The organism is Mycobacterium shunyiense (assembly GCF_058270035.1).
This window is the reverse complement of record NZ_JBZDPT010000043.1, coordinates 230,160-245,134: the sequence shown is the minus strand read 5'-3', so window position 1 is coordinate 245,134 and position 14,975 is coordinate 230,160. Positions and strand designations below refer to the sequence as shown.

15 protein-coding genes, 4 tRNA genes and 1 pseudogene are annotated in these 14,975 nt (G+C 66.7%); 8 read left to right on the top strand and 12 right to left on the bottom strand.

Translation table 11 applies throughout. The features are described 5' to 3' along the window. Positions 1-7: 7 nt before the first annotated feature. The 5 genes from AC4ELS_RS24400 to AC4ELS_RS24380 form a co-directional block, all read right to left on the bottom strand. Positions 8-337: a DUF732 domain-containing protein gene (locus AC4ELS_RS24400; protein WP_448446426.1), complete on the bottom strand. Its 330-nt coding sequence runs from the start codon at positions 335-337 to the stop codon at positions 8-10. Positions 338-459: 122 nt separating this feature from the next. Continuing rightward, positions 460-534, bottom strand: a tRNA-Val gene (locus AC4ELS_RS24395). A gap of 16 nt (positions 535-550) precedes the next feature. Beyond that, positions 551-624, bottom strand: a tRNA-Cys gene (locus AC4ELS_RS24390). A 31-nt stretch (positions 625-655) separates the two neighbouring features. Then, positions 656-728 (bottom strand) — tRNA-Gly (locus AC4ELS_RS24385). 109 nt (positions 729-837) lie between these two features. Continuing rightward, on the bottom strand, positions 838-1,248 hold the full coding sequence (locus AC4ELS_RS24380) for a hypothetical protein (RefSeq protein WP_499049646.1): 411 nt from the start codon (positions 1,246-1,248) through the stop codon (positions 838-840). A gap of 211 nt (positions 1,249-1,459) precedes the next feature. Here AC4ELS_RS24380 and AC4ELS_RS24375 point away from each other — a divergent pair. Both AC4ELS_RS24375 and AC4ELS_RS24370 read left to right on the top strand, forming a co-directional pair. Then, positions 1,460-1,534: transfer RNA gene (locus AC4ELS_RS24375), tRNA-Val, on the top strand. Between the two features lie 105 nt (positions 1,535-1,639). Beyond that, positions 1,640-4,045, top strand: a complete 2,406-nt coding sequence (locus AC4ELS_RS24370; protein ID WP_463792154.1) for a Tex family protein — start codon at positions 1,640-1,642, stop codon at positions 4,043-4,045. 3 nt (positions 4,046-4,048) lie between these two features. Here the strand turns inward: AC4ELS_RS24370 and AC4ELS_RS24365 are convergent, their stop codons facing one another. Next, a complete protein-coding gene (locus AC4ELS_RS24365; RefSeq protein ID WP_498884353.1) occupies positions 4,049-4,765 on the bottom strand; it encodes a TVP38/TMEM64 family protein in 717 nt (238 codons plus the stop codon). 123 nt (positions 4,766-4,888) lie between these two features. After that, positions 4,889-5,272 carry a thioredoxin gene (gene trxA, locus AC4ELS_RS24360; protein ID WP_448446434.1) on the bottom strand — a complete coding sequence of 128 codons (384 nt, stop codon included), beginning with the start codon at positions 5,270-5,272 and terminating at the stop codon, positions 4,889-4,891. Between the two features lie 184 nt (positions 5,273-5,456). Here trxA and AC4ELS_RS24355 point away from each other — a divergent pair, with 184 nt between their 5' ends. Then, complete coding sequence (locus tag AC4ELS_RS24355) at positions 5,457-5,861, top strand: DUF302 domain-containing protein (RefSeq protein ID WP_064879256.1); 405 nt, start codon at positions 5,457-5,459, stop codon at positions 5,859-5,861. 1 nt (position 5,862) lies between these two features. Here AC4ELS_RS24355 and AC4ELS_RS24350 read toward each other — a convergent pair. After that, positions 5,863-6,218 (bottom strand): annotated as a pseudogene (locus AC4ELS_RS24350) (MerR family transcriptional regulator). A 59-nt stretch (positions 6,219-6,277) separates the two neighbouring features. Here AC4ELS_RS24350 and AC4ELS_RS24345 point away from each other — a divergent pair. Both AC4ELS_RS24345 and AC4ELS_RS24340 read left to right on the top strand, forming a co-directional pair. Next, on the top strand, positions 6,278-7,147 hold the full coding sequence (locus AC4ELS_RS24345; RefSeq protein WP_499049644.1) for a polysaccharide deacetylase family protein: 870 nt from the start codon (positions 6,278-6,280) through the stop codon (positions 7,145-7,147). A gap of 118 nt (positions 7,148-7,265) precedes the next feature. Further along, entirely contained in the window at positions 7,266-8,567 is a 1,302-nt protein-coding gene (locus AC4ELS_RS24340) for a cytochrome P450 (protein WP_448446439.1), read from the top strand. Here the strand turns inward: AC4ELS_RS24340 and AC4ELS_RS24335 are convergent. Then, complete coding sequence (locus AC4ELS_RS24335; protein ID WP_499049642.1) at positions 8,530-9,579, bottom strand: ketopantoate reductase family protein; 1,050 nt, start codon at positions 9,577-9,579, stop codon at positions 8,530-8,532. The genes AC4ELS_RS24340 and AC4ELS_RS24335 overlap by 38 nt on opposite strands. Further along, on the bottom strand, positions 9,576-10,508 hold the full coding sequence (locus tag AC4ELS_RS24330; RefSeq protein ID WP_064960264.1) for a LysR family transcriptional regulator: 933 nt from the start codon (positions 10,506-10,508) through the stop codon (positions 9,576-9,578). The genes AC4ELS_RS24335 and AC4ELS_RS24330 overlap by 4 nt, the downstream gene beginning before the upstream one ends. Positions 10,509-10,806: 298 nt before the next feature. Between AC4ELS_RS24330 and AC4ELS_RS24325 the strand changes: the two genes are divergently transcribed. From AC4ELS_RS24325 to AC4ELS_RS24315, 3 genes are read left to right on the top strand one after another with little or no spacing between them, the layout of a single operon-like run. Continuing rightward, positions 10,807-11,745 carry a TauD/TfdA dioxygenase family protein gene (locus AC4ELS_RS24325; protein WP_499049640.1) on the top strand — a complete coding sequence of 313 codons (939 nt, stop codon included), beginning with the start codon at positions 10,807-10,809 and terminating at the stop codon, positions 11,743-11,745. Beyond that, the gene (locus tag AC4ELS_RS24320) at positions 11,745-12,542 is read left to right on the top strand and encodes an NADPH-dependent oxidoreductase (RefSeq protein ID WP_064879269.1); all 798 of its coding nucleotides are present in this window, start codon (positions 11,745-11,747) and stop codon (positions 12,540-12,542) included. Before AC4ELS_RS24325 ends, AC4ELS_RS24320 begins: the two co-directional genes overlap by 1 nt. 42 nt (positions 12,543-12,584) lie before the next feature. Beyond that, the gene (locus tag AC4ELS_RS24315; RefSeq protein WP_110776873.1) at positions 12,585-13,385 is read left to right on the top strand and encodes an SDR family NAD(P)-dependent oxidoreductase; all 801 of its coding nucleotides are present in this window, start codon (positions 12,585-12,587) and stop codon (positions 13,383-13,385) included. On the opposite strand, the gene AC4ELS_RS24310 is transcribed toward AC4ELS_RS24315, so the two are convergent. After that, complete coding sequence (locus AC4ELS_RS24310) at positions 13,386-14,453, bottom strand: NAD(P)H-dependent amine dehydrogenase family protein (RefSeq protein ID WP_499049638.1); 1,068 nt, start codon at positions 14,451-14,453, stop codon at positions 13,386-13,388. Between the two features lie 14 nt (positions 14,454-14,467). Beyond that, positions 14,468-14,965 carry a DUF1990 domain-containing protein gene (locus AC4ELS_RS24305; protein WP_064879272.1) on the bottom strand — a complete coding sequence of 166 codons (498 nt, stop codon included), beginning with the start codon at positions 14,963-14,965 and terminating at the stop codon, positions 14,468-14,470. Positions 14,966-14,975: the final 10 nt, after the last annotated feature.

Genomic DNA, 14,975 nt, shown 5'->3' with positions numbered 1-14,975 from the left:
CAGTCGCCTAGTCGATCGTGTCGGGACAAAGCTCGAGTTGCGCCGCGTCGACCAGGTCGTTTATCTGCTCCAGGGTCACCTGACGCTCCGGGGACTGCTGATCGTTGTACGCCTTGAACAGTCCCACGACATCCTCGCGGGGTGTCCCATCGTGCATCAAGTCGCAGAAGAAATGCCCGGTTTTCAGTGCGTATTGCTCTTTGTCCGGCGCGAGTTCGAAGCCGAAGTCGACTCTGAGGCGCTCCATATAACTGGCATCGCTGGCGTGCGCGGTCCCGATCGGCGCGGCGACGGTGAGCAGGGTCGCGGCGACCGCTGCGTATCTGACGGGGATCACCTGTGAATTATTGCTGAAGCCACCCCGCGTGTTGGCGAATTATCGGGGGCCGCAAGGAAAGTCGAACACGTGACAGAGACAAGAAAGGCCCGGTCGAAACCGGGCCTCATCTGCAGAGAATGTGGTGCGCGATACTGGGATTGAACCAGTGACCTCTTCCGTGTCAGGGAAGCGCTCTCCCGCTGAGCTAATCGCGCGGGTCGAAAACCTTCTTGGAGGTGGAGACGGGAATCGAACCCGTGTGCACGGCTTTGCAGGCCGTTGCCTCACCACTCGGCCACTCCACCACTGGGGTTGATGCCACAAATCGCACCTTCGAGCGGATGACGGGATTCGAACCCGCGACCCTCACCTTGGCAAGGTGATGCGCTACCAACTGCGCTACATCCGCGCGCCACGAGCGAGATCGTCGCCCGTCGCGATGCAGAACATTAGTCCACCGACGTGCGCAGACACAAATCCCCATTACGGGAGGGCAAAGCGCGGCCAAAAACGGTGTTTCAGAACAGGTGATAGGCCTGCCGGGAGAGGGTGAACCCGTGGCGGCTCTTCACGTCGAGACATGTGATGCCTGTCGCAGTGCCCTCGCAGCGCAGCGTTCCTGCGGTGATCGAGTCTCGGTCGGCCAGTTGGAGGTCCGCGCGCGGCGCGGCGTCGCCGGCGCATGCGAATTGCGCGGGGCGCCCGGGGCTCAGCGTGATCCCGTGGCCGTAGTCGAACGCGCAACTGGCCGGTCGCAGGGGCGGAGCCCAGTTACGTTCGATGACGTCGCAACGCGCCGTCGCGGTATCGAGGTAGCACCGCACGTTGCCCGACGGCGAGTCGAAGCTCGTCGGCCCCGTGACCTGCCGGTTCACCAGGTCGGCGACGCTCAGGATGTTGGGCGTTACGACCGGGGCCTGATCTGTCATGGCGCCTGGGGCGCTGTGGCAGCCGGAAAATAGTGCACTAGCAGCAAAAACTGCGCCGCTGACCGCCGGCCAGCGGACCTGCAGGTGAACCATGACGGGTGACCATACGCCCGCATCGGCGTGCATATTTGGCAAATCAAACAAGTCGATCGGGTGGATACCGATTCGGGTCTGACCGGAAACGCGTGCTAGTGTTCGACGTCGTTCCCACGGTCTCGTAGCTCAGTGGGAGAGCGTCCGCCTCACACGCGGAAGGTCGCTGGTTCGAACCCAGCCGGGACCACCATCACCTCAGGCGGCTTCGGAGAAATCCGGGGCCGTTTTTTCGTGGCCGGACACACACGCGGCGGTGACGGAGTGTTGTCCGTCCGATTCGGTAGGGTCCTCCGACGTGACTCAGAGCGTGACCGTCGGAACCATCAAATCCGTAACTGCCCGTCTGGCCGAGGAACTCGCCGTGGGCGAGGGGCAGGTCGTCGCCACCGTGGCGCTGCTGGACGAGGGCGCGACGGTCCCGTTCATCGCCCGGTACCGCAAGGAGGTCACCGGCAGTCTCGACGACGGACAGCTGCGCACGCTCGAAGAACGCCTCGGCTACCTGCGTGAGCTCGACCAGCGTCGGGAGGCCGTGCTGGCTTCGATCGAGGAGCAGGGCAAGCTCACCGACGAGCTGAGGGCGGCCCTGATGGCCGCCGACACCAAGGCGCGGGTCGAAGATATATACCTGCCGTACAAGCCCAAGCGGCGCACCAAGGCCCAGATCGCCAAGGAGGCCGGCCTGGAGCCGCTGGCGGAGCGGCTGTTGGCCGATCCGTCGCTGGTGCCCGACGAGGCGGCCGGTGAGTTCCTCAACGACGACGTCGCAGACGCGGCCGCCGCACTGGAAGGTGCCCGTCACATCATCATCGAGCGGGCCTCCGAGGATGCCGAATTGGTCGGCGCGACCCGTGAGAAATTCTGGAAAGACGGCTCGCTGCGTACCGGCCCGTGGTCGGATGAGGCGGCGAAAAGCCCTGCTGCGCAGAAATTCCGGGACTACTTCGAGTTCTCCGAGCCGCTCGAGAACATGCCTTCTCACCGGGTGCTCGCGGTGCTGCGCGGCGAGAAGGAACAGGCACTGTCGCTCAACTTCGACGGCGGTGAGGACGACCTCTACCAGGCGATGATCGCGCAGTCTCTCGGCATCGACATGGCTGCCAAGGCCCCCGCCACTCCATGGCTGACCACCACTGTGCGGTTGGCCTGGCGCGCCAAGCTGATGATCTCGGCCGCTGTGGACGCCCGCATCCGGCTTCGGCAGCGTGCGGAGGAGGAGGCGGTGGCCGTATTCGCCCGCAACCTCAAGGATCTGCTGCTGGCTGCGCCGGCCGGCACCCGCGCCACCCTCGGTCTGGATCCGGGTTTCCGCACGGGCGTCAAGGTTGCCGTCGTCGACGCCACCGGCAAGGTGGTCGACACCTGCGCGATCTTCCCGCACCAGCCGCAGAAGCAGTGGGACCAGGCCAAGGCCACTCTGGCGGCGCTGATCGCCCGGCACAACGTCGAGTTGATCGCCGTCGGCAACGGCACCGCCTCGCGCGAGACCGACGCGTTGGCCGGTGAGCTGATCGCCGACATCCGGTCAGCTGGGGCAAAAGCGCCGGCGAAGGCCATGGTCAGCGAGGCCGGCGCCTCGGTGTACTCGGCGTCCGAATACGCGGCCCGGGAGATGCCCAACCTCGACGTGACCCTGCGCGGCGCAGTCTCGATCGCCCGACGTCTGCAGGATCCGCTGGCTGAGCTGGTCAAGATCGACCCGAAGTCGATCGGGGTGGGGCAGTACCAGCACGACGTGACGCCGGGCTCGCTGGCGCGCAGCCTCAATGCCGTCGTCGAAGACGCGGTGAACGCGGTGGGTGTGGATCTCAACACCGCCTCGGTGCCGCTGTTGGCCCGGGTGTCGGGAGTTACCGAATCCCTGGCCGAGGCCATCGTGGCCCACCGTGAGAGCGCCGGTGCCTTCCGCAGCCGCAAGGCGCTGCTGGACGTTCCGCGCCTGGGTCCCAAGGCCTTCGAACAGTGTGCGGGCTTCCTCCGGATCCGCGACGGTGAGGATCCGCTGGACGCCTCGGGTGTGCACCCGGAGTCCTACCCGGTGGTGCGGCGCATCCTTGACCGTTCCAACGTCACGCTCGCCGAGCTCATCGGTGACGAACGCACCCTGCGGGGGCTCAAGCCCGCCGACTTCGCCGACGAGCGGTTCGGTGTGCCCACCGTGACCGACATCCTGGCCGAACTGGAGAAGCCCGGGCGTGATCCCCGGCCGGCGTTCTCCACTGCCACCTTTGCCGCCGGGGTCGAGAAGGTCGCCGACCTCAAGCCCGGCATGGTGCTCGAGGGCGTGGTGACCAACGTGGCCGCCTTCGGCGCGTTCGTCGACGTGGGCGTGCACCAGGACGGTCTGGTGCACGTCTCGGCGATGGCCGACCGGTTCATCTCCGACCCGCATGAAGTGGTGAAGTCGGGCCAGGTGGTCAAGGTCAAGGTGGTCGAGGTCGACGTGGAGCGGCAGCGGATCGGACTGACCCTGCGGCTCAACGACACTCCGCAGCAGGGAAAGCGACCCGACCGCAACGATCGTGGCGGCCAGGGTGGCCAGAACCGTCGTGACGGTGGCGGTAATCAAGGTCGCGGAAATCAAGGGCGCGGCGGTGACCGGCGAAATCAGAACCGCGGCAACAACTCCGGCCGCCGGGACTCGAATCAGCCGATGGGCTCGATGGCCGAGGCGCTGCGCAACGCCGGCTTCGGTAAGTAGCGGTCAGGGCGTCTGCTCCGGGGCCTGATCGGCCCCGGAGTGGTGGCGGCGCCAGGAGCGGTAGCCGCGGTGGGCGGCGAACGCCCCGACGACGGCGGTGACACACCACACCCCGATCGCGGTGTAGGCAAGCGGGGCCGACAGATCACCGATCGACGCGCCCAGCGCGGTGTAGACGAAGGCGCGCGGCACCGAGCCGATGAACGCCCCGACTGCCATCTGCCACAACGGCACCCCGAAGGCTCCGAACGCATAGGACGCCAGGGCGTCGGACAATCCGGGGACGAACCGCTGTCCGACCACCGCCCACAGACCACCCCGTTCGATCTGATGGTCCAGCCGATCGGCCCGTTGCGCCCCGAGCAGAGCCCGGGCGCTGTCGCGGCCGGCGCGTCGCCCGATCAGGCTGGCCACCACCGCGGTGCCCACCGTCGCGCCCAAGGTCACGAAGGTGCCCAACACCGGACCGAACAACACCCCGCTGCCCGCGGCCAGGATCGGGCCCGGCACGAACAGTGCGCCGAGGCAGGCCGACACCACGACATACGCCAGCGGTGCGGCGGGCCCCGTCGAGGCGACCAGGGCCCGGATGTCGTCGACGTCGATCACGCGCGCGACGGCCACGAGATAGAAAAGGCCGAACAGAAACGCCGCGAACGCGACGAGCCGCAGGATGTGCGGCCGCCGGCTGATGGCGGGGGGATCGTCGTCGTCAGTCATGGCGCCCACGATTCTTCCCCACGGCCGTACCGTCATCGCGGGGCGCGGTCACCTGCCGTCGGGTTGCCACAGCTGCAGCGCGGCGTCTTGGCGCAGCCGTCCTAGGCTGTCGATCCTCCTTGTTCAGCTCGCGGTGCTGTGACTCTTGGCTTTCCGGGCCGCGACGCTGGCCCGGACCTGGTCCATGTCGAGTGCTGCGACCTGCGAGATCAGATCCTCGAGTGCCGCCGGCGGCAGAACCCCGGGCTGGCTGAAGACCAGGACGCCCTCGCGGAAGGCCGCGATGGTGGGGATGGACCGGATTTCCATCAGCGCCGCCAACTCTTGTTCCTGCTCGGTGTCGACCTTGGCATGCACGATCTCGGGGTGGTTGGTGGCCGACCGCTCGAAGGTCGGGGCGAAAGCGCGGCATGGGCCACACCAAGAAGCCCAGAAGTCGACGAGCACGATGTCGTTGTCCCGGATCGTGGACTCGAAATCCGCGTAGCCGATGTTTCGGGTGGTCATTCTGATCTCCTTGTCTTGCGTTGAAGTGCCGGCGATGTCCGCAGGTCGATTCGTTCGACTACTTTCAACATACCCCCAGGGGTATTTATTCCGTGGCCTCGTTCCGCCCTCTGGGCGATGTATCCGCGGGTAGCGTGGCGGCAGAATGAGCACTCGCTTGGTATGGGACGAAAGGAATCGAGAGATGGACATCGCGATGGTGGCCACCACGAGAGGCCCGTTCGACGAGGCTGTCGCTCGTACGCGAGACGCGCTCGCCGAGCAGGGATTCGGTGTGTTGACCGAGATCGACATCAGGGCCACGCTCAACGCCAAACTGGGCGGTGGTGCCGGTGACGAGGTGGGGGACTATCTGATCCTGGGCGCCTGCAATCCTCAGTTCGCCCAGAAGGCACTCGGTGCATACCCACCGATCGGCGTGCTGTTGCCGTGCAATGTGGTGTTGCGCACGGGGCCTGAGGGTGATGCGGTGGTCGTCGTCGAGGCGATGAACCCCAACCTGATGGCCGAGGTGACCGACGAGCCGGCGCTGGCCGATATCGCAGCCGAGGTCGGCCGACGCCTGCAGGCGGCGCTCGACAGTCTTTAGATCACTCCGAGGCCGCGTCGATCACGCCGTCGAGAATCTCGCGTGAGGTCGACAGGTCCCTGATTGCCTGCTCGAGCCGGTTGCGTTCGGCGGTCAGCTCGCTGAGGAGCCGGGGCGTGGCCTGAGGGGCCGGTCCGCCGTCGGTGTCGCGCATACACGGTAGGAGCGACGAGATGGTGCGACTGTGCAGCCCGGCGGCGTAGAGCTCTTGGATGCGGATCACGCGGTCGACAGCTTCTCCGGATACTCGCGTTGCCCACCAGACGTGCGGTCGGACGCCAACAGTCCCTGCTCTTCGTAATAGCGCAGCGACCGTTGGCTGACCCCGGTGCGACGTGCGAGTTCGCCTATGCGCATATGCCAGTTATACCCACGCGACTTGACCCTGACATTGGTGTGAGCTCGTAAGGTTCGCCATGACCACGTCGCAACCGCCTTTCGCCTACAGCCCGATCACCGAACGCCCGCCCATCTGTTGGCCCGGTGGCGCGAGAGTGGCGGTGTACATCGGGCTCAACGTCGAGCACTTCCTCGTCGATCGGCCCTCGACGAGCATCTGGCCGGGGACAGCGGAGCTGACCCCGGATGCGCTCAACTACGGCTGGCGGGATTACGGCGCGCGGGTGGGGATTTGGCGCACCATCGACGCCCTCGACCGGCACGGTATTCGTCCCAGTGTGCTGCTGAACACGGCCGTCATCGAGCATCATCCGCAGATCGTCGCCGCCGGTGTGGAACGGAACTGGGCATGGCTGGCGCACGGGCAGACCAACTCGATTCTGCACACCGGGTTGGCTGTCGACGAGGAGCGTCGGATTCTCACCTCGATCGCCGACGGCATCGCCGATGCGACGGGCCGGCGCCCGCTGGGCTGGATGGGGCCAGGCCTGACCGAAACCGTGCACACTCCGGAACTGTTGGCCGAACTCGGTTTTCACTATGTCCTCGATTGGACCAACGATGACCAGCCCTATCCGCTGACGGTCCCTGGCATGCTCAGTGTGCCGTATTCGGTCGAGCTCAACGACCTACTGATCTTCGGGAAAGGTTTCACCGGGGGTGAATTCGTGCAGATGGTGATCGATCAGTATGAGCAGCTACACGCGGATTCGGCCACCAGCGGGCGGGTGATGGCCCTGGCGCTGCACCCGTTCGTGATCGGGCAACCGTTCCGGCACAAGTACTTCGATCAGGTTCTGCAGTTTCTGGCCGCTCAACCCGACGTGTGGTTGACGACCAGTGACGAGATCGCCGCGCATGTGCGGAATGATTGCGAACGCCAATAGCCGCAGCACGATTCGGCTCGCAATCCTGGACCGGCGCTGTACGGGGTGTCACACTGCGGTAGGGCGGTGGGGCCGGTGACCGGTGGTCCGCGTCGCCGAGAACGTCGGGAGGACCACGATGACAGCAATCGCCGGCATCGCCCACCGTGAAAACGGTGCCGCACCACCATCGGTGCCTCTCGCCGAGATCGACCTCGGATCGCTCGACTTCTGGGGGCGTGACGACGATGCGCGCGACGGCGCCTTCGCCACGCTGCGTCACGACGCGCCGATCTCGTTCTTCGAGGTGGCCGAGTACGCCGGATTTCCCGGCGGCGCCGGGCATTGGGCATTCACCCGCTACGACGATGTGCACTTCGCCAGCCGGCACCCTGAGCTGTTCAGCTCCAGCCCGACCAGCACCACACTCAACGACGTTCCCGCCGAGATTGCCGAGTTCTTCGGGTCGATGATCACATTGGACGATCCCCGCCACACCCGGCTGCGGTGCATCGTCAACCGGGCCTTCACACCCAAGGTGATCGCGCGGATCGAGCAGAGCGTGCGGGACCGAGCGCACCGGCTGGTGTCCGCCATGGTGGGGGCACACCCTGATGGCACCGCGGACTTCGTCGAGGAGGTGGCTTCGCCGCTGCCGCTGCAGATCATCTGCGACATGATGGGCGTCCCGGAGGAAGATCAGGCCAAGCTCTTTCACTGGACCTCGGTGCTCATGGGGGCCGGGGACGACGAGGTTTCCACCGACGATTTCAGTGGGTATCTGCAGGTGGCCACCGAGTTGGCCGGCTACGGCGTGGCGTTGGCCGAACAGCGCCGCGCGCATCCCGGAGACGATCTGACGACGAGTCTCGTGGAGGCGGAAGTCGACGGAGAACGGTTGTCGTCCAACGAGATCGCGTCCTTCTTCATTCTGCTGACGGCGGCGGGCAACGATACGACCCGCAACGCCATCAGTCATGGCATGGTGGCGCTGAGCCGCTATCCCGACGAACGCGCCAGGTGGTGGAACGACTTCGATGCGGTATCGCCGACGGCGGTCGAAGAGATCGTTCGGTGGGCGTCACCGATCATCTTCATGCGGCGCACACTCACCGAGGACGTGGAGCGCAGCGGCGTTCAGATGAAGGCGGGAGACAAGGTCTCGATGTGGTACAACTCGGCCAACCGTGACGAGCAGACCTTCGCCGACCCCTGGCGGTTCGACGTGCTGAGAAATCCCAATCCGCACATCGGGTTCGGCGGCGGCGGAGTGCACTTCTGTCTGGGAGCCAACCTCGCCCGGCGGGAGATCCGGGTGGCCTTCGACGAACTGCGTCGCCAGGTTCCCGACATCGTGGCGATCGGCGAACCGGCCATCCTGCGTTCAGCGTTCGTGCACGGCGTCAAACACCTGCCGGTCGCGTGGACCGCGGTTGACTAGCGCGAGGTTCCTCGAACTCGTGGGTCCGCCGGGGATTCGTAGCCGCCCCGAGCTTCTTGAGGGCGGCGGTCGCGTCCAGGGAGCGCACCGGGCGGCCCACCCGGGCATGTTCGGCGGTGACTCGCTGGATCAGTTCGTTGACGGGGGCCCGCAGACCGTGCAGGCGGGCCTGAAGCACGATCTCACCGTTGAACCAGTCGGTTTCTACCTGGGTGTGGCCCCGGGCCACGCTCTGCCACGTGGAGCTCAAATAGTCGTCGTTGACCCTGCCCTGCAGTAGATCCCCACGCCGTAGCGCATCCTCTTCGGCCGTGACGAAGGGAATGCCGGCCGCGGTGAGAACGTGTTCGGCCTCGGTGCGGGCGCGGGCGACCAGTTCGTCGGCGTCCGGTCCCGGACGGTATGCCGCGATCACGCCATTGCCGAGGTTGGCGATCAGCTTGCGGTGTTTCCACGCCATGACGTCGTCGCGTACCGAGGAACTGAACCCGGATGCGCGGAGCGTGGCGGCGACCAGTTCTGCCGGCTCGTCATGGCCGGTGGGGTAGCGGCCGAGATCGAGGATCCCCGCCACCGGGTGGCTCTGTTGAATGACCACACCGGGGTCGAGGTGAGCCGCCGGGAGCATCACCGTGACGCCGTATACATTGGCGAAACTCCGCAGCGCGGCAGGCTCGTTGGCCACTCCGTTCTGGGCGACGCACACCGCGGTCTCCGGCGGGGCATGAGCGCTGAGATCATCCAGGGCCGAGGCGGTTTGGTGACTCTTGACCGCGAGCATCACCACCGGGTCGGCCGACCAGTCGACCTCGCGGGCGCTCGGTGCGGCCGGGAGTGCCACTGCATCGGTACCGGCCTGTGTCACCAGCGTGAGGCCTCGGGCCCGGATCGCGGAGAGGTGTTCGCCGCGGGCGACAGCTGTCACGTCGAACCCGGCGAGCCGCAACCGTGCGGCGATCACGCCGCCTATCGCGCCGACCCCGTACACCACGAGCGGTCGGGGCGTGGTCACGATGCGACACCGAGCGGCTCGGTGGACTGTCCGGGCAAAGCCTGTTCGGCGATCGTCCGCAGGGTGCGCAGGATCAGTGCGATGTTGGGATCGCGCTGCCGGCCGGCGCGCACCACGGCACTGATGGTGCGGCCGCCGAGGGTGAGGTCGTCCACGAGCAGTCCTTCCAGCCTGGAGGGAACCGACAGCCGGGGCACAATGGCCGACGCTACCTCGGTGGCGGCCAGCTCGCAGATGTTCTGGGCGCCGATCAGCCGGTGCTTGACCTGTGGGGTGAACCCGGCGCTCTGGCACGCATGCGTCGCGGCGATCTCGAGGCCGGAGCCCTGAGGGCCCGTCACCCAGAATCCGTCGGCCAGGGCAGACAGGCCCTGAGTGCGGATTCTCAGGTGGGACTGCGTGGGCGCCAGCAGCACGTGTGGTTCGAACAACAAGGGCACGGTGGTCAGTCCGCCGGCGGAGTCGGGCCCGAGGACGTCGTAGTGGCAGGTGATCGCGACGTCCACCTCACTCTGACGCAGCAGGCGCAGCGCGCCCGAACTCGTGTCCTGCTGAACGTGCACACGCAGATCCGGTTCGGTGGTGCTGAGCCGTTGCATCAGGGGAACGGCCAGCGTCGGAATCCCCATGTTGAACGTGGCGATGGCGACCTGCCCTGCCACCCGGTCCCTGGTTTCGGCGACCGCGCTCATGGCGTCGTCGACGGCGGCCAGGACACGACGCACATGCTCGGCGAGGACCTGGCCGCTGCGGGTCAGTCCGAGGGTTCGCCCGTCCCGACGGAACAGGACTGCACCTGCTTCTTCCTCCAGGACACGAAGTTGTTGGGATACTGCAGAACTCGTGATGTTGCGATGTTCGGCCACGGCGGTCACCGAGCCGAGGTCTGCGAGATCGGACAGCAGCATCATCCGACGTAAGTCCAGCATCAGGCACCTCCTGCGAGGTGATGATCGCAGAACAGGTCGCGCTGCCGCTGACATGTGCAGCCGGTTGGGGCCCGTCCCACCGCCCTGATCAGGGGCTTTATGACACGTCGGGTGCAGGAATCACGCCGGTTGTAATTCTCGCGCCTGCGGGCGGTGCCTGAGATGTTAAGTCGCACTGAAAGGTTCCGGTAGCCACAGACGCTTGTTCGCCACCACCTGCGCGTCGATTCTGACCTGAGCGAGTCGGTCGAGTACGCCTCGCCAGCCCACCATCACGCCACCACAAGGGAGTCCACAGATGACCGATGTCACCGAAAAGCCGCGCACCGATACGGGTCTGGACATCGTGCCGGTTGCCGGCTACATCGGCGCCGAAGTCCGCGGCGTCGATCTGCGCAACGAGTTGGAGGCCGGTGTCGTGGACGAAATCCGCGATGCGCTGCACACGTACAAGGTCATCTTCTTCCGGGACCAGGAGATCGGCCACGCCGAACAGGTCGCCTTCGCGCGGAAGTTCGGCAAGGTGACTCCAGCCCATCCGCACGAGGAAGAAGCGCCGGAAGGGTTCCCCGAGATCCTGCCGATCGACAGCCGCCGCTACGAGCGCCACCTGGGCCGGAAACGTACCTCCTACGACAACAGCTGGCACACCGACGTCACCGCACTGGTGAACCCGCCCGCGGCTTCGATCCTGCGGGCACACATCCTGCCGCCATACGGTGGCGACACAGCCTGGACCAATCTCGTTGCGGCGTACGAGAACCTGCCCAAGGATCTACGTGACTTCGCCGACAAGCTCGACATCAGGCACCAGTTCAACACCCGGGCAGTGGCCGGCAGCCAGCGGGACCGCAAGGTGCGCGAGGCAAACCTGGTGACGTATCACCCCGCGGTCCGGGTGCATCCGGTCACGGGGGAGCGCGCACTGTTCGTCAGCCCCGGATTCACCCGCGGGGCCCGGGAGATCCGCGGTTACTCGCCGACGCAGAGCGAGGCGATCCTGAAGCTGCTGTGGGACGAGGCGACCCGCACCGAGTACACCGTCCGGTTCCGCTGGGCGCCGGGCAGCATCGCGTTCTGGGACAACCGGGCCACCGCGCACCTGGCGATCGACGACGCCGGTCACCTCGATTACGACCGGGTGCTGTACCGCGTCACCCTCGAAGGCGATGTCCCCACCGGTGTCGACGGACGTTCGTCCGAGTCGGTGTCCGGCGTGCCGTTCTACGGATCCTGATGACGGTCATCGCACGCTACGGCGATGTCGACGCCGCGCTCGAGGTTCACAACGCCACACTCGCCCTGCAACTCGCGCACCGGTCGGTGCGCAAGTTCAGCGGCCAACCTGTGAGCGACGCGCAACTCTCGGCGCTGGTCGCCGCGGCCCAGTCCGCGGCGACCTCGTCGAACCTGCAGCCGTGGAGCGTGATCGCCGTACGGGATCCGCAGCGCAAGGCCCGCTTGGCGATCCTGGCCAACAACCAGCAGTTCATCAACGAGGCCCCGTTGTTCCTGGTGTGGGTGGCCGACCTGGGGCGTGCCCGCCGGTTGGCGCAGCGGACCGGGGTCACGCTGGACGGCGCAGACTACCTGGAATCCACGATCATCGGTTTCGTCGACACCGCGCTCGCTGCGCAGAACGCGGTGGTGGCTGCCGAATCCCAGGGTCTGGGAACAGTTTTCGTCGGGGCCGTCCGCAACCATCCCGAGGAGGTCGCGGCGGAGCTCGGGCTGCCGCCGCACGCAGTCGCAACTTTCGGGCTCGCGGTTGGTACACCCGATCCAACGGAGAACGCCGGGATCAAACCACGGTTACCCCAGGCTGCCGTGCTGCATCACGAGCAGTACGACGCCGCGGCCGCCGATTCGCATCTGCCCGGCTACGACGAACGACTGGCGGTCTACAACACCCGTTACGGGTTGTCGGGCAGTTGGAGTGAGCGGGTGTTGAGCCGGTTGGCCGGTCCGCACTCGCTGTCCGGGCGGCACCGGCTCCGCGAGCAACTTGAACGGCTGGGGCTCCCGTCGCGCTGACCGGTGTGCCCACCCGGCGAAACCCCCCGTAGGTTGATAACCGTGGATACCCCGATCGCTGTTGTCACGGGGGCGAGTCGCGGCGCGGGCCGCGGGATCGCCGCGGCCCTGCTCGCCTCGGGTTGGCGGGTGTATGTCACCGGACGTACGGTGACCGATCCGGGGGAGGGCGGTATCGCCGTACCCCTCGACCACTCCGACGACGCCGCGGTGGGCGCACTGTTCGAGCGGATCGGCGAGCAGGAGGGCCGGCTGGACCTCCTGGTCAACAACGCCGCCGCGGTCCACGATGACCTGGTCAACCCGAAACCGTTCTGGGAGAAGCCGATCGAGCTGGCCGACGTGCTCGACGTCGGACTGCGTTCGGCCTATGTGGCGTCCTGGTACGCCGCGCCGCTACTGCTGGCCGCCGAGCGCGGCCTGATCGCGTTCACCTCTTCACCCGGCTCGGTCTGCTACATGCACGGCCCCGCGTATGGGGCGCAGAAGGCCGGGGTGGACAAGCTGGCCGCGGACATGGCAGTCGACTTCGCCGATACCGGAGTGTCGACGGTTTCGATCTGGATGGGAATCCTGCTCACCGAGAAATTCAAGGCCGCCTTCGCCGGCCACCCCGGCGCGCTGGCCAAGACCGCCGAGCATGCCGAAACCCCGGAGTTCACCGGCTATCTCATCGACGCGCTGTACCGGGACCCGGACCTGGCGCAGCTGTCCGGGCACACGGTGATCGGTGCCGAGCTCGCGACCCGCTACGGCATCACCGACGAAGGTGGCCGGGTGCCCCCGTCGCACCGGGACATGCTCGGTGCGCCGAGAGAACCCAGCTCGGCCGTGGTCAGGTAGTCACCGGCGCCGAAACCCGGTGTGGCTGCGGATCAGTGGCAGCGTCGCGAGCGTGGCGAATCCGGGCGCGGCGTCACACACCTCCGGTACCGCATTGAGGACCTGCATCGCCGTGGCGACGTTGGCTGCCCGCACGTGCTCGGCCATCGTGGCCTCGCGGGTGAAGCTGGCCAGGCTGAAGAAATGGGTCTGCATGGACGGGTCGCCCTCGATGGTCAGCGTCCAGCCGTGCTTGGGTCGGGGCCAGTGATCGGGATACTCGTTGCCGACGGTCCAGAGGGTCTCGATCTCGATGAGTGGCTCGCCGTCGCGAACTCCGACCCAGTTCCACCGCTGCCCGGCCGTGGTACCGGCTTCCAGCACGTGGTCGAAGATCTGATGGTCGTGGCGTGCGGGGACAGCCTCAACTGACGAGGTGACCTCGTCGATGTCGGCACCCAGTGCGTCGGCCAGAAGCCACACCTGCTCGGTGAAAAGTTCGTTGTTGAACGCCAGGAATTCGGTTGTGTCGACACCGATCTCGTCGACAGGACGGCCGAAAGACATGTTGTCGAAGGTGATGTGGGTGCTGTCGTAATCCGACCAGTCGGCGCGTTCCTGCAGTGTGATCTTGTCGATGCGCCGGCTCATGCCCGACAGCACCAACGGAAGGGCACCGGACAGGTTGCCGGGATTGAGGCCACTGCCGTGCACTGTCGTCCCGCCTGCTGTGCAGGCGGCCATCAACCGCTCGCGGTCGGCCTCGGGCAGGCGCTGCGGATGGAACAGAAACGCCGTCGTCACCACGTTCTTGCCGCCGGCCAGCAGTGCGCACACGTCGTCGAGGTTCGTGGCCCGCGGGGTGTACACGACGCAGTCGGCCTCCAGGTCCAAGATGGTCTGGACATCGCTCGTGGCGCGGAGCCCGATCGGCGCCCGGCCCAGCAGGTCGCCGACGTCGATACCGTTCTTGGCATCCGAATACACCCGAACGCCGACCAGGTCGAGATCGGGACGGTCGTCCAGCGTCGCCGCCAGCGTCTCGATCCCGACCGCGCCCGTGCCCCACTGAATCACCCGGTATGTCATCGGGCTATTGAAGCTCAGATGCCGGTGAGATACCGGCGTGTCACGATCTGCTGGAGCAGCCGCGTCACCGGCCCGCCCAATCGGCTCCACCAGGTGGCCGGACGGGAGAACGCAGCCACCTCGGCATGCACGGTGTCGGTCTCCGGGTCGTAGCGGACCGAGAACAACTCTTCGCCCGATTCGGGGTGGCCGGCCAGCGTGCCGTAGGCGAACCCCCGACGGTCGGCTTCGTCGAGCACGTAGACCACCCGGCACGGCGCCGGGATCGGGCCGAGCCCGACGATCAGCTCGGTGCCCTCGGCGGCGGAGTCGGAGGTGGCCTGTACCCGCAGGCCCGCGCCCCGCTGCATGCCCCACCGGAGCACGTCGGCGCCCGCCTGCTCGAAGCGGTCACGGCCGGTACCGATCACCGCGGAGGACCGGATGTGCCGGTAGCCCGTGGGCAGTTCGCCGGCGGTGGCGCCGACCTCCGGATAGGTCAATGACAGCTCTGCCAGGTCGCGCAGTTTCACGTCACCACCA